Source organism: Pseudomonas silensiensis (genome assembly GCF_050434865.1).
Lineage (GTDB): Bacteria > Pseudomonadota > Gammaproteobacteria > Pseudomonadales > Pseudomonadaceae > Aquipseudomonas > Aquipseudomonas fluorescens_W.
In genome coordinates this window covers 156,717-182,362 of the sequence record NZ_JBNDJH010000013.1, presented here as the reverse complement: position 1 = coordinate 182,362, position 25,646 = coordinate 156,717, and the positions used below count along the sequence as shown (strand labels likewise).

Sequence of the window (25,646 nt, the reverse complement as noted above, 5' to 3'; positions counted from 1 at the left end):
CCATGCAAGTCGAAAAAAGAAGCATCGATTTCATCCCTGAAACCGAACGTCATGGCCAACCCGGCTCGCTGTTCTTCATTTGGTTCGGCGCCAACATGAACATCACCACCATCGCGTCCGGCGTGTTGCCGGTGGTGATGGGGCTGAATCTGTTCTGGAGCGCATTGGCGATCATCATCGGTTCGCTGCTGGGGGCGATTTTCATGGCCTCCCATTCTGCCCAGGGGCCGAAACTCGGCATCCCGCAAATGATCCAGAGCCGGGCCCAGTTCGGCGTGCTGGGAGCGGTGTTGCCGCTGCTGTTTGTGATGCTGATCTACCTGGGTTTTTTCGTCAGCAACACCTTGCTCGCCGCCCAGGCATTGGAGTCCGTCAGCCCGTTGCCGGCCACCGGCAATATCTACCTGATCGGGACGCTGTGTTTTGTCGTCGCGCTCTATGGTTATCGCCTGATCCATCGCCTGCAGAAAGTGCTGTCGCTGCTTTCGCTGTTGGTGTTCATCGCCGCTACGGTGCTCGCCTTGCAGTTGCCGATTCCGGTGGAGCAATGGTTGCCGACGGGCTTCTCACTGTCGAAGTTTCTGGTGGCGGTGAGCATTGCCGTGACCTGGCAACTGTCCTATGCGCCTTACGTGGCCGACTACTCACGTTACCTGCCGAGCAGCACGCCGACCGCAAAAGTGTTCTGGTACAGCTACGCCGGCACAGTCAGCGGCGGTGCCTGGATGATGATTCTCGGGGCGATCCTCAGCGTCGGCATCAGCGACTTTTCCAGCAACGTCGGCAGCCATGTCGCCGGGCTGTTTGGAAGCGGCGCGCTGCTGCTGTTTGCCTTCATCGTCTATGGCCAGGTGTCGATCAATGTGTTCAACCTGTACGGCGCCTTCATGTCGACCATTACCGTGATCGAACCCTTTGCCCGGCTCAAGGTGACACCTCGTGTACGTGGCCTGTTCATGCTGATGATCAGCCTGGTGGCCACAGCCTTGTGCACTATCAGTCAGGACGACTTCATCAACTTTTTCCTCAACTTCATTTTCTTCATGAGCTATTTCCTGATCCCTTGGACGGCGATCAATCTGGTGGATTACTACTGCCTGCGCAAAGGGCAGTACCGGATCGATGACATCTTCGACAAGGACGGGATCTACGGGCGTATCAACTGGATTGCCTGCGGCAGCTTCCTGCTGGCGATCGCCCTGGAAATCCCCTTCATGAACACCACGTTGTATGTCGGTCCGGTGGCCAACGCCCTGGACGGCGTAGACCTGGCCTGGATTGTCGGGTTGCTGGTGCCCGCCCTGAGTTATTACTGGCTGATGAAACTCGCCAAGCGTGCGCCGATGGCCGGCGAAGCGCTGCCGTAGAGCATTCAACGGCATAGCGCCGGTCAAGGCCGGTGCTGTGCCTTGCCGTTCATCGGTAAAACTCAACTATCGAAAATGCTTGCCGATAGTCAGGACAATGCCCCATCGTCTGGGGATCCAGGTATGTGTAGCAGCGGGCTAAAGCTGATGAAAGATATCTATCTACTGATCGCGCACGGCATCGATCAGGGCGAAGTGTATGTACTGGGCTATTTCGATGATGAGCGCAGGGCTAAGGAAGTCGCCGAGGAGAAGGAGTGGGAGGCGTATCGCGCCAGCTTGAAAGCCGAGCATGTATGGTCCAGCCAAAAGCCGTTGGCTCCGGATAAAACAACGTATCGGCGTTTCTGGATCAAAGAGGTTTCCGGGTATGAGCGCATGCCTGTTCCGAGATCCTCGGCGGTCCACTGAAATTGAGCAAGTGCCGAATTTCAGGCAAAAAAAATCCCAGGCAGCTGATGGACGCCTGGGACTCAAAATGCATAAACCGTGGTGGTGAACGCGGGGCGAATATTACTTAATATTTCTGCCTGTAACAATATATTTTGATTCACCATCCAGTTACTAAATCGTCTAACTCATTAAATATCCACACATTTTTTATGGGCGAGCAGCGGCAAGGACTGATTTAGAGGTACCAGCGATACTCCCGCGCACTGATGTCCTGCAAGAATGCCAAATGGTCCTGGCGCTTGTTTTCACAGTAGACATCTACAAACTCTGCCCCCAAACCCTCGCGTAGCTGCGCGTTGTTTTGCATCGAACGCACGGCCTCCAGCATCTCCAGCGGGAAGTCGATTCCGCTGCCACGATCTTCGTTAAGGGGTGCAATCGGTTCGCGACCCGCTTCCAGCCCTTGCTCCAGCCCGACCAGAATCGCCGCCAACACCAGATAAGGATTGGCATCCGCGCCCGCCAGGCGATGTTCGATGCGCAGATTCCTGGCGTCCGACTCAGGCACCCGCAGGCAGGCGTCACGATCTTCAAAGCCCCAACTGGCGCGCGTCGCGACATTCACCGTGCCGCTCAAGCGACGCATTGCGTTGTGATTCGGTGCAAAGATCGGCATGCAATGCGGCAACACTTCAAGACAACCGGCCACCGCATGGCGCAGCGCCTGCTGATCGTTAGCCGCCAACAGGTTGGTTCCCGCCTCGTCGTAAAGGCTCACATGCACATGCATGCCGCTACCGGGGTGCTGCAAGTAAGGTTTGGCCATGAAGCTGGCGCGGTGGTTGTGCTTGAGGGCCACCCCGCGTGTGCTGCGGCAAAACAGGGCCGCCCAGTCGGCCGCACGCAGGCCGTCGTCAAGGTGACCGAAATTGATCTCGAACTGGCCCGGGCCCAGCTCCGCGGTGATCACCGTGGCATCGATGCCTTGCGCCCGCGCTGTCTCGACCATGTCATCGAGTACCGGTGAAAATCTCGACAGCCGTTCGATGTGCATATTCGGCTGATCATCGGCATCGTCTGTCAGCTGATCGCGAGGGAACTGTGGCAAGCCGTCACGTAATTGGCGATCGAACAGATAGAACTCCAGTTCGAACGCGACCACAGGGAAAATCCCTTTTCGGCCAAGGCGCTCGAGCACCTGCGCCAACACTTCGCGCGGCTCGAAGACGATAGGCTTTTCAGTACCGCTTGAGGTAATCAGCATTTGCCCCAGCAGTTGTTTTTCCCAGCTCACGGGCTTGAGCGTGCCGGGCACCAGGCGGCGTGGCGCATCCGGGTCGCCGTCGTTGAAACAGTAGTCGCCGATTTTGAACAGACCGCCCTGCGTACCCAGCAACACACAGTTTTGCGGCAGCTTGAGCGCGCTGCCGGCAGCGACCTTCTCGAGCATTTCTATCGGGTAGCGTTTACCGTAAAAATGCCCGGGGATGTCCAGGGAAATCAGATCAACGTAACGCACCTGCGGGAAGCGCTGACGAAACGCGCGAACCTCAGCAACCAGATCAGAGCAGACAGCATCCATCGTTAGTGTTCCTTGTTGTTTTTATCAGGTGTAAACCCAAAGCACTCGGGTGAGCTGATCCGTAAGGTTGCCGTAGCGACAGTGCGTGTGACTGGCCAGCTGAAAACTGTCGCCGGCACGTAATGTCACCGGTTGATCGTCATCCAGCCACAGCGTCAGCTCACCCTCGAGGACATAGCCACCTTGCTCCGAGCTGTCGTTCATGTGCCGATCACCACTGCTGGCGCCGGGCTCCAGTTGGCTTTCAAGCATTGAAAAGGACGCCCTCATCTTCGGAGAGACGAGGATGTCGGTAATCCCGTCGGCGTAATACAGCGTGCGTCGCTCATCCGGACGGGTCACCCACGGCAATGCCATGGGCTTGGGCAAGCTATAGAAATAGGTAGTCGGCACGCCGAGGGTTTCGCTGATGGCGGTCAAGTCCGCCACCGTGGGACGTGACAACCCCCGCTCGACTTGCGAGAGAAAGCCGACCGAACGACCGATTTTGTCCGCCAGGTCTTTCAGCGTGTATTTTTTGTGTTTGCGCAGGTCCTGGATCAGGATCGCCAGCGCCGAGATTTCTTCTTGCATGTCCATCTAAAGGCTTCCCGAAATTGATGCTTCAAAGGCTGTCGCGCAGCCGATACCAGGCCTTGCCGATGGCTTCCAGCGGTGCTGCCAAATACTTTCCACCGGGAAAGCTGCCGTTGAACAAACCCTGGTACAACGCCAGCTCATCCGGCTGGCCAAGTATCGCGTCGGACACGGCACGCGCCCCGGCCAAAGTCGGTAGCACGCCATGCCCGGAGTAACCCTGTAGCCAGTAGAGATCGCCACGTCGACCGATGTCAGGCGTGCGCTTGAGGGTCAGATCGATGTGTCCTCCCCAGGCAAAGTCCAGTTCGACACCCTTGAGCTGAGGAAACACGCGTTCCAGATAGGGCCGTGTCGCAGCAGCGATGTCCTTTGGCATGCCACCCAGGTAAGTGCAACCACCGCCGAACAGCAGGCGGTTGTCCGGCGTACGGCGGAAATAATCGAGGACAAACTGGTTGTCCGTGACGCACACATTGCTGGGTAGCAACGCGGTCGCCTGTTGCACTGAAAGTGGCGCGGTGGCTACCTGATAAGTGCCAACCGGTAACACGCAACTCGCCAATTGCGGATCAAGCCGATCAAGGTAGGCATTGCACGCCAGCACCAGCACGTCGGCGCGAATGCGACCGCGCTCAGTGGTGACTACGTACTGACCGCCCTCTTCGCGATAACTCAACGCCTTGCTCTGTTCATGAATGCGTCCACCGGCCTGTTCAATCGCAGCGGCCAGGCCGAGCGCCAGTTTCAGCGGATTCAAATGCCCGCCTTCGGGATCGAATAGCCCTGCCTGGTAACGCTCACTGGCGACCCAATCAGGCAACGCTTCGCGCGAAATGAACTGCAAACCATCGTGGCCCCACTTGTGACTGGCCTCGTGTTGCCATTCTGTCAGCAGACTCACCCGACGCGGCATCACCGACGTCCAGAGGTGGCCGGGCCGATAGTCACAATCAAAACCATGGCACGCGGGCAAGTCTCGCAACTCCCGGGTAGCCCAACGCATGCTGTCCCATAACCGGCGCGCGCGCTCATAACCCAGCGCCGCCTCCAGCGGCGGCATGTCACACGACCAACCCAGAATGGCCTGACCGCCATTGCGCCCCGAGGCGGCCCAGGCCACCCGACTGGCTTCCAGCAACGTCACGCGCTTGCCGGCCAGGGCCAGGCGCAACGCCGTATGCAATCCACTGAAGCCAGCCCCGATGATCAACACTTCGGTGTCCTGCTCGCCCTCCAACGCGGCTCGATCGAACAGACGATCGGCACAGGTGTGGGCGTAATAGCTGGCGACGTGCTGGGTAGATTGCTGAAACATGCAGGCCTCGTGAATTTTTATACTTATATTTTCATGAAAAAGTACACGTTAAATTTCACGACCGCAACCGTTCAAGGCGCAAAAAAAATCCCGCCCAAGAGAACCCGGGCGGGATTTTTTCTAAACAGACAGCGTTATCGACGCAACGCTGCCGACGTTTCAGGCGACAGGAATCATCGGATCCGCTGAAGCCAGCGCAGTGACACGATCAGCCGCAGGCGGGTAGATCCACATCGTGTTGATCTGGGTCTTCAACGCCTTGCCTTCCTCCTTGATCAACTTCACCTGGCGGTCCCAACCCTCGGTGTAGACCGCGCCCCAGGCGCCCAGATCCAGGCAGGTCACGTATTTAGGTTGGCTGTACGGAGTCGGGTCCACGCCCAGAATTTGTGCGGCAACGTTGTTACCGGCATGACGACCCAGCGAGATCGCGTGCTGACAGGTCATCAGTGCGAAGTTGCCGATGTCATCGCTGGCAGCGTATGCGACGTCGCCGGTGGCGAAGATGTCTTCCTGGCCAATGACTTTCAAGTGCGCGTCGACGTGCAGACGGCCCAGGTGATCGCGCTCGGCCGGGATCTGCTCGGTCAACGAGCTGGCGCGCACACCGGTGGTCCAGACGACAGTTTTGGCATCGATGCGCTGACCATCGGCCAGGGTCACGCCATTTTCATCGACGGCGACGACCGACGATTTCAAGCGCCATTCCACCCCCGTTTCAATACTGGCTTCAGCGATCGACTTGGCGATCTCGGCCCCCATGGACCCGCCAACTTTCTCGCCACGATCAACGATGATCACTTCGATGTCAGCACGATCACCCAGGATGGCACGCAGCCGCGCAGGCATTTCAGTCGCGGTTTCAATCCCGGTGAAGCCACCGCCGGCCACCACTACGGTGTTGCGGGCTTTGCTTTCTGGCAGCTTGACCAGGGACTTGAGGTGATTTTCCAGGCGTACGGCCTGTTCGATTTGGTCGACATCGAAGGCGTGTTCCGCCACACCTGGTGTGTTCGGCAGCGCCAGGCGGCTGCCGGTCGCCAGAACGAGTTTGTCGTAGCTGCACACCTGCTGGTTGCCGGATGCATCGAGGTAGCCGACACGTTTTTGCTCAACGTCGATGGTTTCGGCAGAGCCCTTGATGAAGTTGACGCCGACCGCATCGAACAGCTCGCCGATCGGTGCGGCCAGTTGGTGAGCGTTCGGTTCGTAGAAGCGCGGACGGACTCGCAGCTCGGCCTGAGGGGCCAGAACGGTCACTTCAACGTCGTTATGACCATGAATGTCGAACAGACGCGTGGCGCTCAAAGCCGTCCACATGCCACCGAAACCTGCGCCGATTACCAGGATGTGTTGTTTCATTTTTTAACTCCGGGGAGAAGACCAAGTGATGAGTTCGTTAAAGGTCACGCTCTTCGGTAGCGACTGCTGACCACTGCTGACCGGACAACGGCGACTATATTGATCCAAGTTGCTTGGCACAAAACGAAATTACTGATGGTTAGTATCGAAAACTTTGATTTGTCCAGAAAAGGCTACAAACAGCCAACCTTGACGCATAACGAGCAGTGATTACGCGACCGGATGCGTTGCTCGGCTCGCTTTCCACTGTTAACATTTACGACAACTTTGGTCGGAGATTGATATGTCGCTTTACAGCGCAGGTGTTGAGTACGGCATTCATTGCCTGATTTTTCTGGTGGGCAATTACGGCGACACCCGTGAGGCGAGCGTGCGCGACCTTGCCGAGCTGCAAGGCGTACCTCAGGACTATCTGGCAAAAATTTTCACCAAACTGGCCAAGGCAAAACTGGTGGTCGCCACTGAAGGCGTGCGCGGCGGGTTCAAGCTGGCCCGGCCTTCTGACGAAATCAGCATTCTGGATATCGTCAATGCCATCGACGGCCAGAAGCTCATCTTCGATTGCCGGGAGATTCGGGGGCGTTGCGCCTTGTTCGAAGGTTCCGCGCCGGCGTGGGCACTGGCGGGTCAGTGCTCGGTGCATGCCGCCATGATGACCGCGCAGAAACGCATGGAAGACGCCCTCGCCCAGCAGACCATTCTCGATCTCGCCAGGAAGGTCGGGCGAAAAGCGCCGGAGCAATTCAATGCCCAGGTGGACAACTGGATGAACGATCGTCGGGAAAAGAAAATCAGTGCGAGCACTCAGGCAAGCGACGAGCCGATCATCCAGGTGACCGATATCACCGACTAAACATTACCGTCCAGACAGCCATCCGTGGCACTGAACTCAGCTAGGGGCGCTGTGATCCGGATACGACCTCTCGTTCAGATAACTCATCCATCGTTCATACGCTTCATGCTGCCATTGAGTGACCCGCTCCCATTCCGGGCCGCTCAGCTCATGTGCAGAAATCAGTTTCATCATTTCCGTGGTGGCCGCGTCCAGATCAACCATCAGCTCATGGGCATGAAATCTAAAGTCATCAGTCGCCGTCATTTGAAGTTGCCTCGCCCTAGCAAAAATTCAGTTCCTCACTACGACATCAGATCTGCGGGTTCGCGTTCATTTTCCCGACAAAAGGCTGCACCCACGGCCCAGACGAACAAAACGACCTGACCCGGGAAATGGGACTAAAATTTCGTAGCGGGGATTGGCAGGAGGTCATCATGTGGCTTAACGAATCTGAAAACGAACTTCGGCGTGACCTGCAAGGCCTTGCGTCGGACTTGAGGTGGTCAGCGGTAGAGCTTTTGCGCATCGCAGAGCAGCTACGCCTGGCCGGCAATGATGTGGATGCGCAAGCAACCCTGAAGCTGTGCGAATTGTTTCAGGGAGATGAAGAACGACTGAAGGGTTATGCCGAGGAAGTGAAAGCCAAGATCATCACTCGAACGAAAGCTCAATAGCAGGAGTACTGCCATGCACAAGCCTCTATGCGCGCTGGTCGTTGTATTGGCCGCGTTGGGTGGCTGCAGCTCCGAATCGCGTGTCTATCGGGATCAGCCGCTGGTCGCAAAGGTCGAGACCGGCATGAGCAAGGATCAAGTCCAGCAGATTGGCGGCCAGCCTTTATCCATCACGGATCGCACCGTTGAGCCTGGCACTTGCTTTGACTACAAGCTGAAGCAGGCCGGCCATCAGCAAACGTACAACGTCAGTTTCGATGGCAGAGGCAAGGTCGACCATAAAAGCTTCATGACTTGCGCAGAATGGAGCAACGCGCAGCAAAAAGCCCGCGAGCCCTCCCGCAGCAGTGGTGGTGGTGGCGGTTATTAGCCCGGGATCAGCGCCCAGCAAAGAAAAGCCCCGGCGAACCGGGGCTGCAAGCGCTCTATTTATCTGATTTCTGGCTTCGTGCAGGCCGACTTGCTTTGGCCTTGTAGCCGGGAAGAGCGGCCGCAAAGGCCAGTGCTTCCTCTCTGCTGCCAAAGGCTCCAAGCCGGTCACCTTTGGTGCACACCCGCCATGGGCCGTTGTTCACGCTAAGTACGTCATAACCGTTCATGTGCATTTTGGTCAGCATCGGAACGCTCATAGTCACCTCCATCTCGGCAGTGATGATCCTGGACTCACTTGAATACCTTACACCTGACCTTCCCTGAAGTGCCAACCAGACGTCGCGCCAGGATTCCGACATCCGGTTGCACTTTCAACCTCGTCCATCACTCCAACCATTGAGACAGACGCCCCGGCTCGAATATTGCATTTTTATGAATGATTTATGACAAACGGCAATCAGGTAACACATGAAAGTACGCGCGACCGTCATTTGCGAGCAGGACCGGCACATTCTCCTGGTGCGCAAGCCAAGGAGTCGCTGGATGCTGCCCGGCGGAAAGGTTGAGCGTGGTGAAGCCATTGCCGACGCCGCCACGCGAGAACTTCAGGAAGAGACCGGGCTTGGGGTCGACGGGATGCTGTACCTGATGGAGTTGCAAACGGGCAGCACCCGACACCATGTGTACGAGGCCTCAGTGGCGAACGCGGATGAGGCACGCCCGCAAAACGAAATTTTCGATTGCATCTGGTATCCGCTGGACGCAGTCCAGAACCTGAACACCAGCGACGCCACGCTCAGAATCATCAAAGCGTTTCAGCGTCGCCTGTAAGAGTCTCTATCCTGCGGCCAACGCCGTCGCGGCCCTATCGATGAACGCAGCAATCTCGACCGGCATCGACGCCAGGGACGCATGACTGGCGTGCAGGGTCAGGATTTCCCTGGCATTCAGCCGCCCCGCCATCCATTGCTGATTTTGCGGTGCGATCATCCTGTCGTCCGTAGAAACCTGATACCACGACGGCTTCTTCTTCCACGCCACCGTGGTAATGGTGTCGCCGAAGGTGCTGGCCAGTGGCGCTTTCTGGGTGATGCCCATCACCACCCCTTCGGTCGCGGGCAGGTCCTGGCAGAAGCTTTTGTGATAGAGCTCAGGTTTGACCCACAGATACCCGTCGCTGTCGGGAGCCAGGTTGGCCGCCGCGGCAGGTGGATGCCGTTGCGTGATGCCGCCGGGACTTTCACCGGCGTCTGGCGCGAAGGCAGCGATGTACACCAGCCCCACCACGTTCGGTTGATCACCGGCCTCGGTAATCACCGCACCGCCATAGGAATGCCCCACCAACAACACAGGCCCCGACACTTGGGCGACCATCTTGCGCGTACGCTCTGCATCGTCGGCCAATGAAGTCAGCGGCATCTCCACCGCGCGGATGTTGGTAATGCCCTTGTGAATCAACTCGGCGATGACCTTGTTCCAGTGGGCAGCACCGCCCCAAAAACCATGGACCAACACGATCGTGGGTTTGTCGCTCATCACGATGACTCCGATTGAGGATGGGTTGTTGGCGAGTCGCGTCAGCCCTGGTCGCCGCCACCGACCGGCATGATCATGCCGGTGATATAGGACGCTTCGTCGCTGGCCAGAAACAGAATAGCGCTTGCCTGTTCATCCAGCGTGCCATAGCGCTTCATCAAACTGCTGTCGAGCGTCTGGTCGACAATCTGCTGATACCAGACCTTCTCTTGCTCGCTCTGATCGGCGCTGTTGCGCGGAATCACCCGCGGCGGCGCTTCGGTGCCACCGGGCGCGGTGGCATTGACCCGAATCCCGCGACCGGCAGTTTCGAAGGCCAGGCAAGCGGTCAGCGCGTTGACCCCACCCTTCGCCGCACCGTACGGCACGCGATTGACACTGCGCGTGGCGATGGACGAAACGTTGACGATGGCGCCACTCCCCTGCTCAAGCATGAACGGCAGCGCGGCATGACAGCACCACAGCGTCGGGAACAGCGAACGGCGCACTTCGGCCTCGATCTGCGACGCTTCGTAATGCTCAAAAGGCTTGGTCCAGATCGTCCCGCCCACATTATTGACCAGCACATCCAGACGCCCGAAACGCTCGACGGCGGTTTGCATGACGCGGCTGCATTCGCTGTATTGCTCAAGATCGGCGGTCAGCGCCAGCACCTGGCTGCCCTGCCCCAATTGCTGCTGGACCTCGAACACCCGCTCGGAGCGATCGACCAGAATCAACCGCGCCCCTTCCGCCGCCATGCGCTCGGCAACGCGCCGACCGATGCCTTGGGCAGCGCCGGTGATCAGCGCGACTTTATCTGTGAATCTGTTCATAAATACCTCGATGCGAAAATCAATTTCGCGGAGAACCGCTATCTGTAGCAGCTGCCGAGCCTGCGAGGCTGCGTTCGGCTGCGCAGCAGTCGTGAGATCAAACAATGCGGTGCTTCAGGAACACCGTGCCGTCAGGTTCTACGACTGCTGCGCAGCCGAACGCAGGCTTCGCCAGCGGCTACAAAAGTGCGTCGTCGAAGAAATTGCTTACGCCGCGCTGGCGGCAAATTTCTCGTAGTAAAAGTTTGTCGGCGCGATGCCTTTTTCACGGATGAACTGGCTGACGGCCTCGACCATCGGCGGCGGGCCGCACAGGTAGACATCGACGTCGCCTTCGTTCAAATGCTGCGGCTCGATGTGCTGGGTCACGTAGCCCTTGAGCGGGTGCTGGCTGTCCGGGTTGGCCACGCAGGCACTGAAGCTGAAGTTCGGGATTCGCGCGGCAAACGCTTCGAGTCGATCCATTTCCACCAGATCGAAATCGTTGGTCACGCCGTAGATCAAATGCAGCGGATGCTCACTGCCCTGCTCGGCGATTTTTTCCAGCATCGCCGTGAACGGCGCCAGCCCCGTACCGCCGGCCAACAGCAACAACGGACGGCGGATGTCGCGCAGGTAGAAGCTGCCCAACGGCCCAGCCAGGCTCATGCTGTCGCCGGCCTTGGCCATGCCGGTGAGGAAGCTGCTCATCAAGCCGCCGGGCACGTTGCGGATCAGGAAACTGACCTCGCCGTCGCGCTGCAACGAGCTGAACGAATAGGCCCGGGTCTGCTCGCTGCCGGGTATCCCCAGGTTCACGTATTGCCCCGGCAGGAACGCCAGTTTGCTCAGCGCCTCGCCCTTGATCGACAGCGCGATGGTGCTGTCGGACAACTGGCGCACGGCGCTGATGGTCGCGTCATAACTGGCCTGACGGGTGCGGCACACCTCGGATGAGGTCGGCACGCGCACCACGCAATCGCTCTGGGCGCGCATCTGGCAGGTCAGCACAAAACCTTGCTCGGCCTCTTCCGCGCTGAGGGCATCTTCGATGTACTCCTCGCCCAAATCATAACGGCCGGCCTCGGCGAAGCATTTGCAGGTACCGCAGGCACCGTCGCGGCAGTCCAGTGGAATATTGATGCCCTGGCGATACGCGGCATCGGCCACGGTTTCGCCGACATTGGCGTCGATGAACCGGGTGACGCCGTCTTCAAAATTGAATGCGATGGAATGAGTCATGACGGCTGCCTCACAGGTGGTAAACATCGATGACCTGGCGAACGTAATCGTTCTTCAGGATCACTTTCTTGGCCTTGATCAGCGGGTTTTCACCGCGCACATCGAGGGTGTAGAAACTGCTGCCGAAATAGCTGTCGACGGTCTTGTAGCGAAAGCTCAGGGTGTGCCAGTTGAAGCGCACTTTGCAGAACCCGTCGGCCTGTTCGAGCAGCTCGATGTTGCTGATGTTGTGCGAGGTGCGGGTGTCCGGCATGGTGGCGCTGGATCGCTCGGTCTTGATGCGGAAGACGCGGTCTTCCAGGCCCGTGCGGTTGCCGTACCAGATCAGCGAGATTTCCCGTTGTGGGTCTTCGGTCAGCTCGTCGTTGTCGTCCCAGGCCGGCATCCAGAACGTCGCGTCCGGAGCGTACAACTCCAGCCATTCGTCCCATTGCCGGTCATCGAGGTAACGCGCTTCGCGGAAGAGAAAATCGCGTACGGCGTCATAGGTGATGGTCATTGCACGGCCTCCACAGGAATCAGGTCGGACTGCTCGGCGGCCAGAGCCTTGAGCATGGTCTGCTGCCAATACTTGTGTTGCAGCACGAACAGACCTTCGTCTTCGGTGCGCACACCGCTGAGCAGCGGATGCAGGTCGATTTCCTTGGCCGCCTCATCGGCGCCTTCGACCCAGTGTTCGGCGCCACGGGACATGTCGTTCCAGGCAGTCACGCTGCCCTGATAACTGGTCTGGCAGGAACGGAATTCTTCCAGATCATCCGGGGTGGCCATGCCGCTGACGTTGAAGAAATCCTCGTACTGACGAATCCGGCTCGAACGGGCGTGGTCGCTTTCACCTTTGGGGGCGATGCAATAAATGGTGATTTCCGTGCGGTCGACCGAAATCGGCCGGGCGATGCGGATCTGCGAACTGAACTGGTCCATCAGGTACACGTTCGGGTACAGGCACAGGTTGCGCGAGTTCTCGATCATCCAGTCGGCGCGAGCCTGGCCGAAGTCCTGGGCCAGCTCATCGCGACGCTCGTACAGCGGACGGTCTTCGGGGTTGGCCCAACGGGTCCAGAGCAGCATGTGGCCCTTGTCGAAGGAATAGAAACCACCGCCCTGCTTGGCCCAGCTGCCGGCACTCATGGTCGGGTTTTCGTCACCGGCTTCGCGCTGTTTGCGCTGGTTCTGGGTGGCGGCGTAGTTCCAGTGCACGGAGCTGACGTGATAACCGTCGGCACCGTTTTCGGCGGTGAGTTTCCAGTTGCCTTCGTAGATGTAGCTGGAGGAACCGCGCAGCACTTCCAGGCCATCGGCGGACTGGTCGACGATCATGTCGATGATCTTTGCTGACTCGCCCAGGTGTTCAACCAACGGCACGACATCAGCCTTGAGGCTGCCAAACAGGAAGCCGCGATAGGACTCGAAACGCGCTACTTTGGTCAGGTCGTGGGAGCCTTCGCAGTTGAAGCTCGCCGGGTAGCCCGCTTCGGCCGGATCCTTGACCTTGAGCAACTTGCCGGAGTTGTTGAAAGTCCAGCCATGGAATGGGCAGGTGTACGAACTCTTGTTGCCGGACTTGTGTCGGCACAGCGTTGCGCCGCGATGACTGCAGGCGTTGAGGAACGCATTGAGCTCACCGTCCTTGTTGCGTGCGATGAAGATCGACTGGCGCCCCATGGTGGTGGTGTAGAAGTCGTTTTTGTTGGGGATCTGGCTTTCGTGGGCCAGGTACAGCCAGTTCCCTTCGAAGATGTGCTGCATCTCGAGATCGAACAGCCGCGGGTCGGTGAACATCTCGCGCTTGCAGCGATAGATGCCCTGTTCTTTGTCATCTTCGAGCAGGGAGTGAAGGTATTCGGGTCGCAGGGACATGGCCGCCGCCTCCATTGTTTTTATCAGGCAGGGCCATGCTAGGACGGGGGGGATGGGGCGGACTATCCGCTGGGTGCAGACCTGTATCCGTTTTGTGCAGAACGCGATGGGTGCTTGAACGACGCTGAACCTGTGGCGAGGGAGCTTGCTCCCGCTCGGCTGCGCAGCAGTCGCAAATCCTGCCAATGCGGTGCGCCAGGCAAAATGCAGGGGGCCGCTTCGCAGCCCAGCGGGAGCAAGCTCCCTCGCCACAGGTTGCTCATCGTTCGGTCTAACTGTGTGGTCAGTGCCGGCGCTTGAGGGTGTCCGACGGCAGTTCGCCAAACTGTTTGCGGTAGCTGTCGGAGAATCGTCCCAGGTGCAGGAAGCCGTAATCCATGGCCACTTCCGTGACGTTGCGCACGTTGCAGGTCGGGTCGCTCAGGCAGGCGTTGATGCGCTCAAGGCGTTTTTGCCGGATGTAGTTTTTCGGCGTGGTGCCGGCGTTGCGTTCAAACAATCCGTACAACGAGCGCAGACTCATCCGCGCCTGGCGTGCCAGTTCTTCACTGTCGATGTCTTGTTTGAGGTGGCCCGCGATGTAGTCGGCAATCACCTCGAACGTGGCCGTCTGTGAACCGAGACTGACCCGGCTGACATTGGTCTTCATCAGGCTGAGCATCTTGCTGACGATGATCTGTGCATAGTGCTCCTGCACCTTGGGAATCTGCTCGGTGGCCTCGGCTTCCTGGCAAATCATCGCCAGCAGACCGACAAAGCCTTCCAGTTCGTTGAGCTGATAACGGTTCTCCAGAAACCGCACGCCCTGCCCCGGATACCGCCAGCGCTGCTCATCGCACACGGATTCCAGCAACGGGGTGGGGACTTTGAGGATGAATTTTTCGCAATCGTCGGAATACGTCAGGTCCACCGGATCGTCGGGATTGATCAGCAGCAACTCGCCGGGCGCGAAGTAGTGTTCCTGGCCGTGGCCACGCCACAGGCAGTTGCCGCGCAGCAACACTTGCAGGTGATAGATGCTTTCCAGCGCGCCGGAGGTAACCCGTACGCTGCCGCCATAGCTGATGCGGCACAGGTCGAGGCTGGCAAACTTGCGATGATTGAGACTGGCCAGCGGTCGCCCGGCCCGGGGCATCAGGATGCAATGGTTACCGACATGCTGATTGACGTACCCCGACACCGCGTAAGGGTCGGCGTGGTCGAATACGGTGCTGCGCTGACTCAACAGTTGCGCTTGCATCATCGGGTCACTCTCGTTGTTGTTATAGGTAACGTCGGGCCATTCTAAGGCAGTGCTTGCAGCGGTGTGTCAGTGGACTGACCTGTGGGCCTTTCTCAATGAAACCTGTAGGAGCGAGCCTGCTCGCGATGGACTCGAGGGCGCTGCGGGGAATCAGGCACCCAGCGTCATCGTTAACGTCCATCGCGAGCAGGCTCGCTCCTACAGGGTTGTGCGATCAGTCCTCGAGTGCGCGGACTCGTTCGTGGCGTTGCTGCTCGTCGGGTTGCGCGGAGGTTTGCAAGGTGAAATCGAAGTCGATTTCGGCAAAACGACCGCTCACACCATGGGCCGCTGCGCGTTGTGGATCGTCGCTGAAAGTGATTTTGGCAATCAGCTCGTCACGGGTGGCATAGGCGAAATCGTCGTGCAGGTACTGATCGCCATCGAGGTTGATCTGGGTGGTCAGGTGACGATGATCCGGCGCGGAAATGAAGAAGTGAATGTGCGCCGGCCGTTGACCATGACGGCCCAGCTGATCGAGCAGTTGCTGGGTCGGACCGTCCGGCGGGCAGCCATAGCCCGACGGCACGATGCTGCGGAAGCGATAACGACCCTCGGCATCGGTGACGATACGACGACGCAAGTTGAACTCCGATTGAGTGGTATCGAAGTAGGAGTAAGTGCCGCCGGTATTGGCGTGCCAGACATCCACCACCGCGCCGGCCAACGGTTCGCCAGCGGTGTTCTTGACCTGGCCCTGCATGAACAGCACCACACCCGGATCGACGCCGTCATCCAGTCGCGCTTCGCCTTCCGACAGCGGCGCACCCGCCACGTACAGTGGGCCTTCGATGGTCCGCGGGGTGCCGCCGGCCTTGCCGGCCTGTTCGTCTTCGGCGTCCATCAGCAGGTCGAGGTAATGCTCCAGACCGAGCCCGGCCACCACCAACCCGGCCTCTTGACGCGCACCCAGCACGTTGAGGTAGTTGACGGCTTTCCAGAACTCTTCCGGGGTCACGGCCAGGTCTTCGATGATGTTCACCGAATCACGCAGGATGCGGTAGACCAGGGCCTTGACCCGCGGGTCGCCGGCGTCGTTGTGCAGGCCGCTGGCCTCTTCGAGAAACTTCTGGACACTGGCAGTGTGGGAAATCTTGACGTTCATTTTGGTGGGTTCCTCATCTTGTAATTATTAGCGTAGCGAACTGAACAGGCTGGGTTCAGCGGTCATCCTCGCGAATGGAAGAAGGATGCCGGCACATCGCGTCGACCTCGATCGCCATGTACGGAAACAACGGCAATTGCATGAGCAGGTCGTGCAGTTCCTGAACGCTGTCGACGTCAAAAACGCTGTAATTGGCATAGTGACCGGCGATGCGCCACAGGTGACGCCACTTGCCCTGCTCTTGCAGGCGCTGGGCCAGGGCTTTTTCGTCAGCCTTCAATGTGGCGGCGGCTTGTGGATTCATGTCGACCGGCAGGTTCACGGTCATTTTTACGTGGAACAGCATAATGCTCTCCTCAGGCGTGATGAATGGCAGTAGACGTTTTGTCACGACGGAAGAACGCCAGACGTTCTTCATCGAGGCTCAGGCCCAGGCCCGGTGTTTTCGGCACGTGCAACTCGAAATCGCGATAGACCAGCGGTTCGCTGAGAATGTCTTCGGTCAGCAACAACGGGCCAAACAGCTCGGTATCCCACGCCAGTTTGTTCAGTGTGACAAAGGCATGGGCCGAGGCCAGGGTGCCGATGCCACCTTCGAGCATGGTGCCGCCATACAGGCCGATACCGGCCGCTTCGGCAATCGCAGCGGTTCGCAGCACGGCGCGCGGACCGCCGTTCTTGGCGATTTTCAGGGCGAACACCGAGGCCGCGCCTTCACGGGCCAGGTTGAACGCATCTTCCACGCACTCGATGGATTCGTCGGCCATGATCGGCGCCGGGCTCATGGTGTTCAGGCGCGCCATGCCGGCGCGGTTATTGCGCGAGATCGGCTGTTCGATCAGGTCGATACCGTTGGTTCCCAGAATCCGGCAGGCGCGCAGTGCGACCGCTTCATCCCAGGCCTGATTGACATCGACCCGCACGCTGGCGCGGTCGCCCAGGGCTTTCTTGATCGCAATGACGTGGGCCAGGTCGCGGTTGACCTCACCGGCACCGATTTTCAGTTTGAAAATCCGGTGGCGGCGCAGGTCGAGCATTTTTTCCGCTTCGGCGATGTCCTGGCCGGTGTCGCCACTGGCCAGGGTCCACGCCACTGGCAGGGCATCGCGAACGCGGCCGCCCAGCAACTCGCTGACCGGCAGCCCAAGGCGTTTGCCCTGAGCGTCGAGCAAGGCGGTTTCGATACCTGACTTAGCGAAGGTGTTGCCACGGATGCTGCGCTCCAGGCGCAACATCGCGGCGTTCACGTTGGCGCTGTCCTGGCCCAGCAGCAGCGGCGCGAAGTGTTTGTCGATGTTGGTCTTGATGCTGTCAGGGCTTTCGTTGCCGTAGGCCAGGCCACCGATGGTGGTGGATTCGCCGATACCTTCAATGCCGTCGGCGCAGCGCACGCGAATGATCACCAGGGTCTGGTTCTGCATGGTGTGCATCGCCAGCTTGTGCGGGCGGATGGTCGGCAGATCGACGATGATCGTCTCGATCGATTCAATGGCTGTTGCAAGCATGTCGATACCCGTCAGGTTCTTAAAGTTCTAGAACCGATTCTGGTACGGCTTTTTTCGGGAAGCCAATATAGAATTGGTCTGACTTGATACCTTTAAGGTATGAAACCGACTTACGTCTGGAGGCCTCATGGAACTGCGTCACCTGCGGTATTTTCAGGTATTGGCTCAAACCCTCAATTTCACCCGTGCCGCCGAACTGCTGCACATCGCCCAACCGCCCCTGAGCCGGCAGATGCAGCAACTGGAGGATGAGCTCGGGGTGTTGCTGCTGGAGCGCGGGCGGCCGCTGAAGCTGACCGACGCCGGGCGGTTTTTCCATGAACACTCCACCGCCCTGCTCGAGCAACTGGGCAAGGTGTGCGACAACACCCGACGGATCGGTCTGGGCGAAAAGACCTGGCTGGGCATCGGTTTCGCCCCATCGACGCTCTATGGCGTGCTACCGGAACTGATTCGCCGTTTGCGCAGCGGCGAGCCCCTGGAGCTTGAACTGGGGCTCTCGGAAATGACCACATTGCAGCAAGTACAGGCGCTCAAGGCCGGGCGTATCGATATCGGTTTCGGCCGAATCCGCATCGACGACCCGGCGATCATCCAGACGGTGTTGACCGAAGACCGGTTGGTCGCCGCCCTGCCCGCCGGTCACCCCTTACTGGCCGGGCCGATCAGCCTTCGCGAATTGGCGAAAGAACCCTTCGTGCTGTACCCCGGCAACCCGCGCCCGAGCTACGCCGACCATGTGATCGCGTTGTTCGAATCCTATGGCGTGAGCATCCATGTGGCGCAATGGACCAACGAGCTGCAAACAGCTATCGGTCTGGTGGGAGCGGGAATCGGCGTCACCCTGGTGCCGGCCTCGGTGCAATTGCTGCACCGCGACGACATTGGTTTCACGCCATTGCTGGAAGACAACGCGACCTCGCCGATCATTCTCAGCAGGCGCGTGGGCGACGTATCGCCGGGATTGAATCATTGCTTGCAGATGATTGATGAACTGCAACCGCGGGCCTGACCCGCATGCCAGCTGCTACATAGATCCGCTTCAGCCGGCAAACGCCCGACGACCGGCGCGCATCTCGATGCGCAACTCGCCAATCAGATTGGAGATATCGCGAACGCTGGTCAGCCGTTCGGGTGATACACCGGTAATCAACAGATCCATTCGCCCGGTGGCGGGGTCGTAGACCTTGATCCGTAACGTTCCGTCGGGATTCACCGTGCAGGCACAGGAAAGCGGTTGAAAACCGGATTCAACAATGCGGCAAAGCTCAGGAACTGAAACCATGACGGGCGCCTCCGTGGCCATTAATCGGATCCAACTTTCTCAGCATAGATGCGCTTTCCCCATCCTGCGCCCGCCAATGCTGAAAAAAATGTTAGCTGTTTCTCACTTTGGAGCCCTTTCAGTGAGAATCCGTGCCCCAGATCCAGTTCCAGAGCCCCGGTAATTTAACCGGCTGTGAACTGTCGCGAACGGTACGCGCCATGGCGGCCCGTTGCAGCGCTGCCGTGTCGTCGTAAAACGGCTTTTCGGCGATTTTCACACCGGTCGCCTGTGCGCTGTCGAGAAGGATTTGCAGGTATTCGCGAGTATGCCGGGCGGTGTAGCGATTGAGGTCGTGGAAGGTCACCACCACCGGAATCACCCCGTCCACCACCGGTAACTCGCCAAGGGCGATGCGCTCGCGTACTTCGGACATTGTGCGCAAGAAGTGGGCTCGCCGCCGGGGGCTGGCGTTGAAGCCCCAGATCTTGCCGTCATTGGCGCTCAGGTCGGTCAGCAGCATATGCAGGCCGTGTTGCTGATAGGCCGCGAAAGTGCGTTTGTCGTAGCTCCAGAATGGCGGGCGCACCAGCGTCGGTGGTGTGCCGGTGATCGCGGCGATGTCGGCGCTGCCTTTGTTCAGCGCCTGGTCCAGTTCTTCCGGGCTCAGGGAGCGGTGGTTGGTGTGCGAATGGGTGGCCGTGTGGAAGCCCAGAATCTGCCCTTCTGCCTGTTCGCGGCGCATGACCTCGCGACCGATATCGCTGTCGCCGGCACGTGGCGCCCCCGTCTGCACGAAGAACACCGCCTTGAGGTTCGGCTGCACCGGGTTCGTCGCCAGACTGTCGAGCACCGTCATCGTCGGATTCCAGAAACTCGATGCGCTGGGACCGTCGTCGAAGGTCAGCAGAAAACGGATCGGTGGTTGCGCGCTCAGACGCTGCTCGGTCTGCGGCGTCATTTCGATGGGAGAAGCGATGCACCCAACCAGCCCTGTGGCGATGATGAGTGCAGAGAGAACCTTGAACAGCCGTTTCATGTTTTGCCTTGGGCCAGACCGTTACGGTCAACACGTCAAAGGGCAAAAATCCTTCGCCCATTTATCCTTCGTCGGCCCGCAGGTCGCTGCGGGCCGAGGTTGGATAAGGGTACACAGTGTTTGGTTCCAGTGCTCCCCGGCATCGTGGGTTACTGGGCAAACGCCTGTTGAAACGAGCTGTCGATAATCGGCGCAGTCGCCAACGCAGCCGGCAGCGCTTTTACCTTGAACAGGAAGTCCGCGGTGCTTTGCAGATCCTTGGCAGCCTGCGCATCCACCGGGCCGACGGTCATGTGGGCCTGACGCAACCAATGGCGTGAGACATTCTGGTCAAGGTTGGCTTTCTTGGCCCAGAGATCGGCGTACTCGTCGGTGTGGTTGTCGACCCAGGCCCGGGCCTTTTTCAGGCGCACCAGAAAGTCGGCAATGGCTTCGCGTTTGCTGTCGATCGACGGCGTCGAGGCGGCGATGGCGCTCAGGCCGGGCATCAGGTTCTTGGCGGTGAGGATCGGCCGGGCGCCGGAGAACAGAATCTGCTGGGAGATGTAGGGTTCCCAGACCGGGAACGCGTCGATGCTGCCCTGAGGCAACGCGGCGGCGGCATCGATCGGCATCAGCTTGATGAAGTCGACATAGTCTTCCGGCAGGTCGGCTTTTTCCAGGGCGCGCAGGGTCAGTTGCTGGCTCCAGGCACCGGGCCAGTAAGCAACTTTCTTACCCTTCAGGTCGGCGATGGTTTTAACCGGCGAATCCTTGGGCACCAGCAAGGCGATGGTGTCAGGGTTCTGCCGCGACACGCCGATCAGTTTCACCGGCGCCTGTTTGGCGGCGAGGAACAGAAAACCCGAATCGCCAAGAAAACCCAGATCCAGCGCACCCGTATTCAGCGCTTCGGCCAATGGGGCGGCGGCCTGGAAGTGCTTCCAGTCGACGGTATACGGCGCGTCTTTGAGTACGCCCGACGCCTCCACCGAAGCACGAACGTTGTAGTAGTTCTGATCACCGACGTGCAGGACGACGGGCTCGGCGGCGTAAGCCAGCGGTGCGGCGAACAGTGCGCTGGTCAGCAAACTGCGCACGAATCGGGACAGGTTCATCGGGAGCTCCTTGAGGGTTATTGGATAGACCATAACGCTCTTACAACGAGCTTCTTAAATTCGATTTATGCATAAGCTCATGACCCGCAGCGAACAGTGTTTGCCCAGCAACAGCGACTAAACAGACTGTTTTCCCCTGAACATTTCCCTGCCCCGATTCCGGTGTCGACGCAGTCGGCCTCCGCGGTTTTGCTCAAGCCCTGCCCAAAGCGTTGACCGAGTTGCAGCGCGCCCAGGTGATCTGAGCAACTAAGCTGAAATCTCCAGCCAGTGCTGAGCCCTTCAATCGGAACATCGGCCTATGTGCGGACGCCTGTCGCAATACCGTGGCATTCACGACTTTGTCGCGGTGCTGAGCATCCCCGACGCGTTGATCAACCACGTCGGTGATGAACCGTTGGCCCGCTACAACGCGGCGCCCACCACGCAACTCGCCCTCCTGCATCTGGAGAGCAACGGCCTGCACGCCGATTTTCAGCGCTGGGGATGGCGGCCGCACTGGGCGAAGGATCGGGCGGCACCGATCAATGCACGGGTCGAAAAAGTCGCCCACGGCCCGTTCTTCCGGGCGATCTGGCCGCACCGCGCGATCGTGCCGATCGACAACTGGTTCGAATGGGTCGACGCCGGGGATTCCACGAGGCAACCGTGGCTCATCCGCCGACGGGACCGGGCGCCGATTTTGTGCGCGGCGATCGGGCAGTTTCCCGGCCCGGGTGGTAAGCCGCGGGCCGACGACGGTTTTGTGATCATCACCGCCGACAGTGCGGGCGGCATGCTCGACATTCATGACCGGCGCCCCGTGGTGTTGTCTGCGCCGCTGGCGCGGGAATGGCTTGACCCGGCCACCCCCAGAGAACGCGCTGAGCAGATGGCGCTGTTGCAGGGTGAAGTCAGCGAGGTTTTCGAGTGGTACAAGGTGGACAGAGCAGTGGGCAATTCAAGAAATCAAGGCGCTGCACTAATTGATGAAATGCCATAAACGTATCAATACAAAGATAATAAACAGCAGTTATATATATCTATTGATCACTTGAACGTTCCACAGGTTGTTTCACCCAGGAAACACGTTGCTTTTATTTGTGATTTAATCGAGCAACCGCCGGTCCGACACTTCGATACATTCAGAATAACTATGGATAGCATGCGCGCCGCGTTCCCTTCGGCACCCCGCAATTGACCAAAGAGTCAATAAACCAAGGAAATCCTTACAACAACAAGCCTTGCAGAGAATCAAATTGCGCGACGATTTCACAATTAATCAAGTCGATAGTCTGACGTGTGTTTATCTTTCGAAGACAGAACATTACCCACTCGACTGTTTTATCGGGCAATACATAACGACCCGCAACCTGCATTCAATTGCCACTATCGGCAACCTCCTGCGTACAACCCTCGAACGCTATCCAGGCAAACCTCCGGTCATGGTCAACGAGCTGAACGCCTGGATCGACAAGACCTTGGGTTATCGGGCCTCCCACCCCGATTTTCTGCTGCTGGAAGACGTTTGAGTTGATGGGCCGGGTTCATTCAGTCAACGAACTGAACGAACCCGACATCAAACCACTCTCAATAACTGAGGCTCGGCCCAAGGAGGAATATATGAGCAAACTCGTCCCCTATGCTGTGCACTATATGTTCGACGGTGTTCGTCAGCACTTTTTCAAACTGGCTGAACAGTTCTCGGATGTGGAGGCAATACATTCGGCTTCCGCCCATGCTTATCCCGACTCCGATCGTCAAATCGCCGCACACGCCAACCTCGAAACCGCGCGCATCGAAGCGCAGCAATTAGGCATTACGCACATTCGCTGGAATGAAGCGATCTGATTTAATAATCGCCCAATGAAAAGCCCCGCTTTGATAGCGGGGCTTTTTTGTATGTGCAGTGCGGTCAAGGTTTCAGCGGACGCTCCTGGTCGCGATCTGACAGCTCTTTACCGTCGTCGGGGTGCTTCCAGTCCGGTGTCGAACGCCTCTGCCGCTCGATTTCCTCTTCCGTGGGTTCATCCAGCTCTTCATCCGGGTCCGGACGCTTTGGATCATTAGCCATGCTCACCTCTCTTCCTGTAGGGGTCCCCTTTAAGCGTAGAACAGTTTCGACGGGAACGACTTAGAGCCACCAACGCAGCAAAAAGAAGAACCCCATGCTCAACAACATACTGAGCAAGGTATTGCGGGTGTAAAGCACCAGCCCCACCGCCACCAGCGAACTGATCAGGTACGGGTTGTCCCACTGCAGATTCAGCTGCTTGTCCGGCATGAACACGATCGGCCCACAGATCGCCGTCAGCATGCCCGGCACCGCAAAACCCAGGAACTGCCGCGCATTGCTGCTCAAACGCACGGGCAGCCGCGGCTCAAGGAATACGTAGCGGTTGAGGAACACCAATAGCCCCATGCCGAAAATAACTGCCCAGACCATCATGTGCGTCCACCGTAGAATTTGTTGCAGATAAAGCCTGCGGTCATGCCTGCCAACCCCGACAGCACCAGCGCCGAGCCCCATTGCCAGTAGCTGAACAGCACCGAGCAGAACAGCGACACCGCCACGCACACCACGGTCGGCACGTTCCGCACCACCGGGGTGATCAAGGCGATAAAGGTCGCCGCGATGGAGAAGTCCAGTCCCAGATGCTCCAGCCCCGGAATGCTGCTGCCCAGCACGATGCCGGCCAGGGTGAAGAGGTTCCAGGCGATGTAAAACGTCAGGCCGACGCCCAACGCGTACCAGCGGTTGAACTGTTGTTTGTCATGCGCACTGGTCAGAGCGAACAGCTCATCGGTGAGCAAAAAGCCCAACCCCACACGCCAGCGACCCGGCAACGGCGAAATCACCGAACGCATGCTCATGCCGTAGAGCAAATGCTGGGAGGTCAGCAGCAACGTGGTCAGCAAAATCGAAAAAATCCCGGCACCGCCCTTGAGCATGCCGATGGCCACCAGTTGCGCCGCCCCGGCAAACACGATGCTCGACAACCCCTGGCCTTGCAGGGGCGTGAGATTGGCCTCGATGGCCATGGAGCCGGCCAGCAGTCCCCAGGGCGCGGTGGCCAGGGACAACGGCATGATCGCCGCAGCACCGCGAAGAAAGGCACTGCGCGGCATGAGTGAATTGGACATAACGCTCTACAACCAGGGAAAGACCACAGACTGTGCCAGCAGTCGCTGGCCGAAGGCTTGAACAATCTTGCGCACTTGTGCTGCGAAACTTGTTCCACTCATCGGCTGCACGCTTGATTCACTACAGTAGTAGCAACATGATGGCGCAGCTTTTTCACCTTTGAGATCCGGCCCCTCATGAGCTCAATCGAAACCGAAACCGACAGCGACGTCTACAAAACCCTGCTCGAGTCGACCAAAGCAATCCCATGGCGGATCGACTGGAAAACCATGACCTTCAGCTATATCGGTCCACAGATCGAGCGTTTGCTGGGCTGGAAACAGGACAGTTGGGTGGGGGTCAATGACTGGGTCGAGCGCATGCACCCGGATGATCGCGACTACGTGGTGGAGTTCTGCGTGTCGCAATCGCGGGCTGGCGTGGATCACGAGGCGGACTATCGGGCACTCACCCACAACGGCGACTACGTGTGGATTCGCGATGTGGTGCACGTGGTGCGCAAGGACGGTGAAGTGGAAGCGCTGGTGGGCTTCATGTTCGACATCAGCGAGCGCAAGAAAACCGAGGAACACCTGAGTCGCCTGCAAAAGCAACTCGAAGAATATTCATTCCAGGACGGGCTGACCGGCATCGCCAACCGACGCATGTTCGACACCGTGCTGGAGCGGGAATGGAGCAGCGCTCAACGCACGGGATCGGCGCTGTCGCTGCTGATCCTGGATATTGATTACTTCAAACAATTCAACGACCACTACGGGCACATCAAGGGTGACGAATGCTTGCGGCGCGTCGCTCAGACCTTGTCCCTGGCCGCCAACCGGCCACGGGATTTCATCGCGCGGATCGGCGGTGAAGAGTTCGTCTGGCTGCTGCCGGAAACCGATGCCGAATCCGCAAGGCTGGTGGCAAACAAATGCCTGCACCTGATTCGCCAACAGCAAATCCCCCACGAATTTTCCGCGGTTTCTCAGTTGCTGAGCTTGAGCCTGGGGGTCGGTACCACGACTGCAACGCTGCACGCGAGCGCACTGGAATTCGTCGAACAGGTCGACAAATTGCTCTACAAGGCCAAGCACAACGGCAGGATGCGTGCGGAGTTCGCTGATTTTCGCGATTGACAAAAATCGCGCCGGCTTTTAAAACTGAGCGCCTCATTCAGGGTGTAAGCAAGTATGTCCGCAATCTTCAACCTCAACACTGTCGTCATTGGCTTGAATGCCAAGGCGCAAGGTTGCGTTGCGCACGCCCTCAAATCGAAGAAACAGTCGCTCATGTGACCGGGGCGCGCTGTCCCGTCAGATGAGCTGACAGGACATTGA

At 58.7% G+C, this 25,646-nt stretch carries 33 protein-coding genes; 12 read left to right on the top strand and 21 right to left on the bottom strand.

The genetic code is table 11. The annotated features are described in order from the left end of the window. Positions 1-2 precede the first annotated feature (2 nt). The gene (locus QF010_RS19730; protein WP_429533744.1) at positions 3-1,367 is read left to right on the top strand and encodes a purine-cytosine permease family protein; all 1,365 of its coding nucleotides are present in this window, start codon (positions 3-5) and stop codon (positions 1,365-1,367) included. Between the two features lie 147 nt (positions 1,368-1,514). Then, entirely contained in the window at positions 1,515-1,778 is a 264-nt protein-coding gene (locus tag QF010_RS19725) for a hypothetical protein (RefSeq protein ID WP_033057790.1), read from the top strand. Between the two features lie 217 nt (positions 1,779-1,995). On the opposite strand, the gene QF010_RS19720 is transcribed toward QF010_RS19725, so the two are convergent. From QF010_RS19720 to QF010_RS19710, 3 genes are read right to left on the bottom strand one after another with little or no spacing between them, the layout of a single operon-like run. Further along, complete coding sequence (locus QF010_RS19720; protein WP_033057733.1) at positions 1,996-3,342, bottom strand: glutamine synthetase family protein; 1,347 nt, start codon at positions 3,340-3,342, stop codon at positions 1,996-1,998. Between the two features lie 24 nt (positions 3,343-3,366). Further along, positions 3,367-3,921, bottom strand: a complete 555-nt coding sequence (locus QF010_RS19715; protein WP_033057731.1) for a helix-turn-helix domain-containing protein — start codon at positions 3,919-3,921, stop codon at positions 3,367-3,369. Between the two features lie 25 nt (positions 3,922-3,946). Next, positions 3,947-5,236 carry an NAD(P)/FAD-dependent oxidoreductase gene (locus tag QF010_RS19710; protein WP_429509345.1) on the bottom strand — a complete coding sequence of 430 codons (1,290 nt, stop codon included), beginning with the start codon at positions 5,234-5,236 and terminating at the stop codon, positions 3,947-3,949. On the opposite strand from QF010_RS19710, the gene QF010_RS19705 reads away from it, so the two are divergent. Further along, the gene (locus tag QF010_RS19705) at positions 5,192-5,425 is read left to right on the top strand and encodes a hypothetical protein (RefSeq protein WP_156363923.1); all 234 of its coding nucleotides are present in this window, start codon (positions 5,192-5,194) and stop codon (positions 5,423-5,425) included. The genes QF010_RS19710 and QF010_RS19705 overlap by 45 nt on opposite strands. Here QF010_RS19705 and QF010_RS19700 read toward each other — a convergent pair. Next, complete coding sequence (locus tag QF010_RS19700; RefSeq protein WP_429533743.1) at positions 5,396-6,598, bottom strand: NAD(P)/FAD-dependent oxidoreductase; 1,203 nt, start codon at positions 6,596-6,598, stop codon at positions 5,396-5,398. The two genes, QF010_RS19705 and QF010_RS19700, sit on opposite strands and share 30 nt — an antisense overlap. Positions 6,599-6,881: 283 nt before the next feature. Here QF010_RS19700 and QF010_RS19695 point away from each other — a divergent pair, with 283 nt between their 5' ends. Next, positions 6,882-7,451: an RrF2 family transcriptional regulator gene (locus QF010_RS19695; RefSeq protein ID WP_033057725.1), complete on the top strand. Its 570-nt coding sequence runs from the start codon at positions 6,882-6,884 to the stop codon at positions 7,449-7,451. 36 nt (positions 7,452-7,487) lie between these two features. On the opposite strand, the gene QF010_RS19690 is transcribed toward QF010_RS19695, so the two are convergent. Next, complete coding sequence (locus tag QF010_RS19690; RefSeq protein WP_429533742.1) at positions 7,488-7,697, bottom strand: hypothetical protein; 210 nt, start codon at positions 7,695-7,697, stop codon at positions 7,488-7,490. Between the two features lie 170 nt (positions 7,698-7,867). On the opposite strand from QF010_RS19690, the gene QF010_RS19685 reads away from it, so the two are divergent. Continuing rightward, complete coding sequence (locus QF010_RS19685; RefSeq protein ID WP_033057722.1) at positions 7,868-8,107, top strand: hypothetical protein; 240 nt, start codon at positions 7,868-7,870, stop codon at positions 8,105-8,107. 13 nt (positions 8,108-8,120) lie between these two features. After that, the gene (gene osmE / locus QF010_RS19680) at positions 8,121-8,477 is read left to right on the top strand and encodes an osmotically-inducible lipoprotein OsmE (protein WP_033057720.1); all 357 of its coding nucleotides are present in this window, start codon (positions 8,121-8,123) and stop codon (positions 8,475-8,477) included. Between the two features lie 55 nt (positions 8,478-8,532). Here the strand turns inward: osmE and QF010_RS19675 are convergent, their stop codons facing one another. Continuing rightward, a complete protein-coding gene (locus QF010_RS19675) occupies positions 8,533-8,736 on the bottom strand; it encodes a hypothetical protein (protein ID WP_008154564.1) in 204 nt (67 codons plus the stop codon). Between the two features lie 211 nt (positions 8,737-8,947). Between QF010_RS19675 and QF010_RS19670 the strand changes: the two genes are divergently transcribed. Further along, a complete protein-coding gene (locus QF010_RS19670; RefSeq protein WP_033057718.1) occupies positions 8,948-9,310 on the top strand; it encodes an NUDIX hydrolase in 363 nt (120 codons plus the stop codon). A gap of 6 nt (positions 9,311-9,316) precedes the next feature. On the opposite strand, the gene QF010_RS19665 is transcribed toward QF010_RS19670, so the two are convergent. From QF010_RS19665 to QF010_RS19625, 9 genes are all read right to left on the bottom strand, one after another. Next, entirely contained in the window at positions 9,317-10,015 is a 699-nt protein-coding gene (locus QF010_RS19665) for an alpha/beta hydrolase (protein ID WP_429533741.1), read from the bottom strand. 41 nt (positions 10,016-10,056) lie between these two features. After that, a complete protein-coding gene (locus QF010_RS19660; RefSeq protein WP_429509342.1) occupies positions 10,057-10,830 on the bottom strand; it encodes a 1,6-dihydroxycyclohexa-2,4-diene-1-carboxylate dehydrogenase in 774 nt (257 codons plus the stop codon). A gap of 207 nt (positions 10,831-11,037) precedes the next feature. Further along, positions 11,038-12,051 carry a benzoate 1,2-dioxygenase electron transfer component BenC gene (benC, locus tag QF010_RS19655; protein ID WP_033057713.1) on the bottom strand — a complete coding sequence of 338 codons (1,014 nt, stop codon included), beginning with the start codon at positions 12,049-12,051 and terminating at the stop codon, positions 11,038-11,040. A gap of 10 nt (positions 12,052-12,061) precedes the next feature. Next, the gene (gene benB, locus QF010_RS19650; protein ID WP_429509341.1) at positions 12,062-12,550 is read right to left on the bottom strand and encodes a benzoate 1,2-dioxygenase small subunit; all 489 of its coding nucleotides are present in this window, start codon (positions 12,548-12,550) and stop codon (positions 12,062-12,064) included. Continuing rightward, positions 12,547-13,911 carry a benzoate 1,2-dioxygenase large subunit gene (benA, locus tag QF010_RS19645; RefSeq protein WP_033057709.1) on the bottom strand — a complete coding sequence of 455 codons (1,365 nt, stop codon included), beginning with the start codon at positions 13,909-13,911 and terminating at the stop codon, positions 12,547-12,549. The genes benB and benA overlap by 4 nt, the downstream gene beginning before the upstream one ends. 283 nt (positions 13,912-14,194) lie before the next feature. Next, positions 14,195-15,154, bottom strand: a complete 960-nt coding sequence (locus QF010_RS19640) for an AraC family transcriptional regulator (protein WP_033057708.1) — start codon at positions 15,152-15,154, stop codon at positions 14,195-14,197. Between the two features lie 214 nt (positions 15,155-15,368). Further along, positions 15,369-16,298: a catechol 1,2-dioxygenase gene (gene catA / locus QF010_RS19635; RefSeq protein WP_429533740.1), complete on the bottom strand. Its 930-nt coding sequence runs from the start codon at positions 16,296-16,298 to the stop codon at positions 15,369-15,371. Positions 16,299-16,353: 55 nt separating this feature from the next. After that, complete coding sequence (gene catC, locus QF010_RS19630) at positions 16,354-16,644, bottom strand: muconolactone Delta-isomerase (protein WP_348123022.1); 291 nt, start codon at positions 16,642-16,644, stop codon at positions 16,354-16,356. A gap of 10 nt (positions 16,645-16,654) precedes the next feature. After that, positions 16,655-17,803: a muconate cycloisomerase family protein gene (locus QF010_RS19625; protein WP_429533739.1), complete on the bottom strand. Its 1,149-nt coding sequence runs from the start codon at positions 17,801-17,803 to the stop codon at positions 16,655-16,657. Between the two features lie 127 nt (positions 17,804-17,930). Between QF010_RS19625 and QF010_RS19620 the strand changes: the two genes are divergently transcribed. After that, on the top strand, positions 17,931-18,815 hold the full coding sequence (locus QF010_RS19620) for a LysR family transcriptional regulator (RefSeq protein WP_033057700.1): 885 nt from the start codon (positions 17,931-17,933) through the stop codon (positions 18,813-18,815). Between the two features lie 30 nt (positions 18,816-18,845). On the opposite strand, the gene QF010_RS19615 is transcribed toward QF010_RS19620, so the two are convergent. The 3 genes from QF010_RS19615 to QF010_RS19605 all read right to left on the bottom strand — a co-directional run bounded on the left by QF010_RS19615 (position 18,846) and on the right by QF010_RS19605 (position 21,203). After that, positions 18,846-19,088: a DUF1652 domain-containing protein gene (locus tag QF010_RS19615; protein WP_429509338.1), complete on the bottom strand. Its 243-nt coding sequence runs from the start codon at positions 19,086-19,088 to the stop codon at positions 18,846-18,848. Between the two features lie 118 nt (positions 19,089-19,206). Further along, entirely contained in the window at positions 19,207-20,106 is a 900-nt protein-coding gene (locus tag QF010_RS19610; RefSeq protein ID WP_429533738.1) for a polysaccharide deacetylase family protein, read from the bottom strand. 149 nt (positions 20,107-20,255) lie between these two features. Beyond that, positions 20,256-21,203 (bottom strand): ABC transporter substrate-binding protein, encoded by a 948-nt coding sequence (locus tag QF010_RS19605; protein WP_008157325.1) that lies wholly within the window; start codon positions 21,201-21,203, stop codon positions 20,256-20,258. Between the two features lie 301 nt (positions 21,204-21,504). On the opposite strand from QF010_RS19605, the gene QF010_RS19600 reads away from it, so the two are divergent. The 3 genes from QF010_RS19600 (at position 21,505) to QF010_RS19590 (ending at position 23,033) form a co-directional block, all read left to right on the top strand. Next, entirely contained in the window at positions 21,505-22,185 is a 681-nt protein-coding gene (locus QF010_RS19600; protein WP_429533737.1) for an SOS response-associated peptidase, read from the top strand. Positions 22,186-22,441: 256 nt separating this feature from the next. Beyond that, entirely contained in the window at positions 22,442-22,714 is a 273-nt protein-coding gene (locus QF010_RS19595) for a hypothetical protein (RefSeq protein WP_033057786.1), read from the top strand. A gap of 91 nt (positions 22,715-22,805) precedes the next feature. Further along, complete coding sequence (locus QF010_RS19590; protein ID WP_046053490.1) at positions 22,806-23,033, top strand: DUF6555 family protein; 228 nt, start codon at positions 22,806-22,808, stop codon at positions 23,031-23,033. A gap of 64 nt (positions 23,034-23,097) precedes the next feature. On the opposite strand, the gene QF010_RS19585 is transcribed toward QF010_RS19590, so the two are convergent. Genes QF010_RS19585 through QF010_RS19575 form a run of 3 tightly spaced genes read right to left on the bottom strand, consistent with a single transcriptional unit; the run spans position 23,098 to position 24,326 of the window. Continuing rightward, entirely contained in the window at positions 23,098-23,256 is a 159-nt protein-coding gene (locus QF010_RS19585; protein WP_185753122.1) for a hypothetical protein, read from the bottom strand. Between the two features lie 60 nt (positions 23,257-23,316). Beyond that, positions 23,317-23,628 (bottom strand): AzlD domain-containing protein, encoded by a 312-nt coding sequence (locus tag QF010_RS19580; RefSeq protein WP_165353329.1) that lies wholly within the window; start codon positions 23,626-23,628, stop codon positions 23,317-23,319. Then, positions 23,628-24,326: an AzlC family ABC transporter permease gene (locus QF010_RS19575; RefSeq protein ID WP_008157336.1), complete on the bottom strand. Its 699-nt coding sequence runs from the start codon at positions 24,324-24,326 to the stop codon at positions 23,628-23,630. The genes QF010_RS19580 and QF010_RS19575 overlap by 1 nt, the downstream gene beginning before the upstream one ends. A 177-nt stretch (positions 24,327-24,503) precedes the next feature. Between QF010_RS19575 and QF010_RS19570 the strand changes: the two genes are divergently transcribed. Continuing rightward, the gene (locus QF010_RS19570; RefSeq protein ID WP_429533736.1) at positions 24,504-25,445 is read left to right on the top strand and encodes a GGDEF domain-containing protein; all 942 of its coding nucleotides are present in this window, start codon (positions 24,504-24,506) and stop codon (positions 25,443-25,445) included. Positions 25,446-25,646: the final 201 nt, after the last annotated feature.

Coding starts and splice junctions, on each gene's coding strand:
- QF010_RS19700 (WP_429533743.1), bottom strand. CDS start 6,598: ATGAAACAACACATCCTGGTAATCGGCGCAGGTTTCGGTGGCATGTGG.
- benA (WP_033057709.1), bottom strand. CDS start 13,911: ATGTCCCTGCGACCCGAATACCTTCACTCCCTGCTCGAAGATGACAAA.
- QF010_RS19670 (WP_033057718.1), top strand. CDS start 8,948: ATGAAAGTACGCGCGACCGTCATTTGCGAGCAGGACCGGCACATTCTC.
- QF010_RS19660 (WP_429509342.1), bottom strand. CDS start 10,830: ATGAACAGATTCACAGATAAAGTCGCGCTGATCACCGGCGCTGCCCAA.
- QF010_RS19690 (WP_429533742.1), bottom strand. CDS start 7,697: ATGACGGCGACTGATGACTTTAGATTTCATGCCCATGAGCTGATGGTT.
- catC (WP_348123022.1), bottom strand. CDS start 16,644: ATGCTGTTCCACGTAAAAATGACCGTGAACCTGCCGGTCGACATGAAT.
- QF010_RS19570 (WP_429533736.1), top strand. CDS start 24,504: ATGAGCTCAATCGAAACCGAAACCGACAGCGACGTCTACAAAACCCTG.
- QF010_RS19590 (WP_046053490.1), top strand. CDS start 22,806: ATGAGCAAACTCGTCCCCTATGCTGTGCACTATATGTTCGACGGTGTT.
- benC (WP_033057713.1), bottom strand. CDS start 12,051: ATGACTCATTCCATCGCATTCAATTTTGAAGACGGCGTCACCCGGTTC.
- QF010_RS19585 (WP_185753122.1), bottom strand. CDS start 23,256: ATGGCTAATGATCCAAAGCGTCCGGACCCGGATGAAGAGCTGGATGAA.
- QF010_RS19730 (WP_429533744.1), top strand. CDS start 3: ATGCAAGTCGAAAAAAGAAGCATCGATTTCATCCCTGAAACCGAACGT.
- QF010_RS19715 (WP_033057731.1), bottom strand. CDS start 3,921: ATGGACATGCAAGAAGAAATCTCGGCGCTGGCGATCCTGATCCAGGAC.
- QF010_RS19580 (WP_165353329.1), bottom strand. CDS start 23,628: ATGGTCTGGGCAGTTATTTTCGGCATGGGGCTATTGGTGTTCCTCAAC.
- QF010_RS19620 (WP_033057700.1), top strand. CDS start 17,931: ATGGAACTGCGTCACCTGCGGTATTTTCAGGTATTGGCTCAAACCCTC.
- QF010_RS19575 (WP_008157336.1), bottom strand. CDS start 24,326: ATGTCCAATTCACTCATGCCGCGCAGTGCCTTTCTTCGCGGTGCTGCG.
- QF010_RS19685 (WP_033057722.1), top strand. CDS start 7,868: ATGTGGCTTAACGAATCTGAAAACGAACTTCGGCGTGACCTGCAAGGC.
- QF010_RS19695 (WP_033057725.1), top strand. CDS start 6,882: ATGTCGCTTTACAGCGCAGGTGTTGAGTACGGCATTCATTGCCTGATT.
- osmE (WP_033057720.1), top strand. CDS start 8,121: ATGCACAAGCCTCTATGCGCGCTGGTCGTTGTATTGGCCGCGTTGGGT.
- QF010_RS19610 (WP_429533738.1), bottom strand. CDS start 20,106: ATGAAACGGCTGTTCAAGGTTCTCTCTGCACTCATCATCGCCACAGGG.
- QF010_RS19665 (WP_429533741.1), bottom strand. CDS start 10,015: ATGAGCGACAAACCCACGATCGTGTTGGTCCATGGTTTTTGGGGCGGT.
- QF010_RS19710 (WP_429509345.1), bottom strand. CDS start 5,236: ATGTTTCAGCAATCTACCCAGCACGTCGCCAGCTATTACGCCCACACC.
- QF010_RS19605 (WP_008157325.1), bottom strand. CDS start 21,203: ATGAACCTGTCCCGATTCGTGCGCAGTTTGCTGACCAGCGCACTGTTC.
- QF010_RS19640 (WP_033057708.1), bottom strand. CDS start 15,154: ATGATGCAAGCGCAACTGTTGAGTCAGCGCAGCACCGTATTCGACCAC.
- QF010_RS19725 (WP_033057790.1), top strand. CDS start 1,515: ATGAAAGATATCTATCTACTGATCGCGCACGGCATCGATCAGGGCGAA.
- QF010_RS19720 (WP_033057733.1), bottom strand. CDS start 3,342: ATGGATGCTGTCTGCTCTGATCTGGTTGCTGAGGTTCGCGCGTTTCGT.
- QF010_RS19675 (WP_008154564.1), bottom strand. CDS start 8,736: ATGAGCGTTCCGATGCTGACCAAAATGCACATGAACGGTTATGACGTA.
- benB (WP_429509341.1), bottom strand. CDS start 12,550: ATGACCATCACCTATGACGCCGTACGCGATTTTCTCTTCCGCGAAGCG.
- QF010_RS19625 (WP_429533739.1), bottom strand. CDS start 17,803: ATGCTTGCAACAGCCATTGAATCGATCGAGACGATCATCGTCGATCTG.
- QF010_RS19615 (WP_429509338.1), bottom strand. CDS start 19,088: ATGGTTTCAGTTCCTGAGCTTTGCCGCATTGTTGAATCCGGTTTTCAA.
- catA (WP_429533740.1), bottom strand. CDS start 16,298: ATGAACGTCAAGATTTCCCACACTGCCAGTGTCCAGAAGTTTCTCGAA.
- QF010_RS19600 (WP_429533737.1), top strand. CDS start 21,505: ATGTGCGGACGCCTGTCGCAATACCGTGGCATTCACGACTTTGTCGCG.